This window comes from Pseudoalteromonas sp. SG44-1 (genome assembly GCF_014164315.1).
Lineage (GTDB): Bacteria > Pseudomonadota > Gammaproteobacteria > Enterobacterales > Alteromonadaceae > Pseudoalteromonas > Pseudoalteromonas rhizosphaerae.
Genome location: NZ_JACJEW010000129.1, coordinates 1 through 2,816 on the forward strand (window position 1 = coordinate 1; position 2,816 = coordinate 2,816).

The 2,816-nt window shown below is 37.7% G+C and carries 4 protein-coding genes; all 4 read right to left on the bottom strand.

Annotated features, from left to right (window positions below):
* Nucleotides 1-493: 493 nt before the first annotated feature.
* Nucleotides 494-1,009 carry a hypothetical protein gene (locus H5187_RS23005; RefSeq protein WP_182739800.1) on the bottom strand — a complete coding sequence of 172 codons (516 nt, stop codon included), beginning with the start codon at nt 1,007-1,009 and terminating at the stop codon, nt 494-496.
* Nucleotides 1,010-1,316: 307 nt separating this feature from the next.
* A complete protein-coding gene (locus H5187_RS23010) occupies nt 1,317-1,616 on the bottom strand; it encodes a type II toxin-antitoxin system RelE/ParE family toxin (protein ID WP_182794693.1) in 300 nt (99 codons plus the stop codon).
* Nucleotides 1,604-1,861, bottom strand: coding sequence for a type II toxin-antitoxin system Phd/YefM family antitoxin (locus H5187_RS23015; protein ID WP_149981240.1), 258 nt, complete (start codon nt 1,859-1,861; stop codon nt 1,604-1,606). The genes H5187_RS23010 and H5187_RS23015 overlap by 13 nt, the downstream gene beginning before the upstream one ends.
* A 574-nt stretch (nt 1,862-2,435) precedes the next feature.
* Entirely contained in the window at nt 2,436-2,675 is a 240-nt protein-coding gene (locus H5187_RS23020) for a hypothetical protein (protein ID WP_182794692.1), read from the bottom strand.
* Nucleotides 2,676-2,816: the final 141 nt, after the last annotated feature.

Consider the following 2,816-nt stretch of genomic DNA (forward strand, 5'->3'; position numbering starts at 1 on the left):
AACGGGCAACTAGCAACGAAAAAATAAAAGTGCCGTTAATTTAAGTCAAGCATGTTTTTTTAATATAACTACAATTGGTTAAGTTAGCCGTAGCTAAATCGACTTAAATTAAAATAGCAGTCTTTTGACCTGTAAGAATTATTATGGCGACAGAGTGCCATGAACGGACGTTGCCGATCCTAATTGCTTGTTATAAGCATTTTAATTCTGGGATCCTGTTATATAAAGCTTCTCTTACTCTATCTTCTAGTTCAAACGCTTCAGCTTCCCACGGTTGATATTTAGAGCATGAGTAATTTGAATCACTAGCTGACAAGTTGGGATAGCTTTTGCCTTTTCAGAGACTATAACCTTCGCATGGTTCCGTCGGCAGGTCTTTCTTTTTGACTTTTATAATAAAATGCAAGATGCAAGACCTGATGCTGTTTTTCTTCGATATGGCGCGCGGGTTTGCAGTCTCAGCCCAAATTGTTGGGCGAACATAATCGACTTGTTAGAGTTTTTTTGCCAACTTATTATGAATTGCACTGTATGACGTCTCTAGTCTTTTTAAATGCTTACTGACATTTTTCCATTCCCAAACTAAAAAAGACCCAAACTCTGGATAAGTATCCTGCCACTCTTTTGCTTCCTTTTTATCTCTTGCATGAAGCGAAAACAACACGAAGTAATCTCCTTCAATAAAAATATTGAAATTGATTGTGCCCCAGCCATCTGCTGTATATCTATAGGTAGCACCATCACACTTATCTGGAACCAAATCATGTTTCTCAATGTAAACCTCCCCACCAGTGTCAGAGTAGTGGAGAGTCAAGTTGATATCTTTACACCTAAAGTCATTCTCAGATAGTTTGAAATTAGCATATTCATTCAAATCCTTCCGATTAGAAAAAATTTGTATTTCTTTATCGAAATCTGAATAAGCTTCGTAAATAAGAACATCATCTTCAAAGATAAGATTAAGAACCTTTGGTAGTTCTGAAATTGGAATTCCGTTTACAAGAGACATACAGAAAACTCTAACGAGGCTGTAGAATTACTCGTTTTTAATTTATTTTTATTGATGGTTCAACCATAGCCCAGTTGCTATTTTGATTCAATCGACGACTGGCTTTCACGTAAAATATAAAAAGAGGGCTTGGTGTTGTTTTAATTGGCATTTTTGCAGGTGTTTGAGTGGCTTATTTTAGGTGGTAAGTGCCTAGCCTTATCAGTACATCGTGATTACAGGAGGTGAACCGCCCACTGCACTTACTGTAAATAAAAAGCGCATATGGGTGATGTTGAAAGAGCTCAGGCTACCCGATTAATGTAAGCTACATTTGCAACAAGAACTTACGTAAATCACGCTCTTGTCTCATTATGTGTAAAATAAAAACCTTATCATTGTCTATTTTGTAAAATATACGACAAGGATTAACTATCACTTCACGATAATTCAGATTTGATAGTTCAATCGGTGTTTTCCCTGATTCAGGGAAATCTTCAAGGCGTTCAACTTTAGCAAAGATTTTCACCACCAACTTTTTAGCTGACAGCAAGTTACTCAATGCAATATATTCAGCGATATCGTTTAAATCTTCCAGAGCAGGATTTGTCCAGATTATTTCAGCCATTTATTCATTTTCTCTTTAGCTTCAATATTAGACGTAGTTTCTCCTCTACTTATTGCCTGCTCGCCTTTAGCTAACGCCTCAAGGATTTGCATACGTTTTTGCATGAATTCGAAGTCATCAACATCAACAAGATACGCTGACGGTTGCCCATGTTCGGTGATTAATACGGGCTCTTTAGTTAAATGCAGTTCAGATAATATTTTCGTCGCTTGGCGTTTCAATGTTGTTACTAACTCTACTCTCATAATAACCTCCACAAAAATGTATCACTATAGTAGCACTGAGTAAGCAATTTAGGAAACACGGCTAACGAGCATGTAGATTAAAATTAAACTAAACGAGACGACATATTCGATTGATGAAACCAGCCCCCTTGAGTAGTGCCATGATGAAGTTAACCGATGAATGTCTCGGCTCTGGCATACTGCTTCGCCCTACCTTCTAAATCCATTTGGTCGTAGTGCCCCAGCGACCCCAAAAGGATATGGGAAAAACCTGGCTGCGATAAAAGCGCCTCTATATGTGTTTGCCGTAAGCTATTTGCTTAACAGCCACATCGACAGACGAAGTAAACGAATTAGTTTATTGATTTAGAGTTGACCGCCACTAAATGAAAACTGTCAAATAGAACACAAGTGCCTATGAAATGAGTTCAGGCTCATATGTGTTAAATTTTTACTTGGCATATTGTTCAATATATTTTGTGGTAGTTTCTTTTGCTTGGTTTAACTCTGCCTCAGACATTGCTTTGGTTAGCCGAGCCAAACCCTCTTTTGCGAACTCTGTGTCAGTACCTGCTCGCGCAATAACCACTTTGTACTAAGCATAAGACTCAACACTATTTTGTACTGAGCCTGGGCTAGACTCTAGCAAATATGCATACTCAACTTGTGCTGTGTAAAATCCTAGTTTTGCACTCTGATCTAGGTATTTTTGAGCTGATGCAAAATCACCTTTCGATGCTGCCTCCACACCTTTGTGGCGAAGTTCAACTGCCTCACTTGCTAAAGTGCTAGCAGAAAATACTAGCGAAAGGATTGTTACTAGAATGAGCTTCATTGTTTCTCCTGAAATTTAACGAGGCTGTAGAATAACTCGTTTTTAATTTATTTTTATTGATGCATTAACCATAGCCGAGTTCCTATTTTGATTCAATCGGTTACTTCGATTTTACGTAAAATATAAAAAGAGGATTTGCTG

Excerpts from the sequence above, each read along its gene's own strand:
- H5187_RS23010 (WP_182794693.1), bottom strand. The coding sequence starts at position 1,616 with ATGGCTGAAATAATCTGGACAAATCCTGCTCTGGAAGATTTAAACGAT.
- H5187_RS23015 (WP_149981240.1), bottom strand. The coding sequence starts at position 1,861 with ATGAGAGTAGAGTTAGTAACAACATTGAAACGCCAAGCGACGAAAATA.
- H5187_RS23020 (WP_182794692.1), bottom strand. The coding sequence starts at position 2,675 with ATGAAGCTCATTCTAGTAACAATCCTTTCGCTAGTATTTTCTGCTAGC.
- H5187_RS23005 (WP_182739800.1), bottom strand. The coding sequence starts at position 1,009 with ATGTCTCTTGTAAACGGAATTCCAATTTCAGAACTACCAAAGGTTCTT.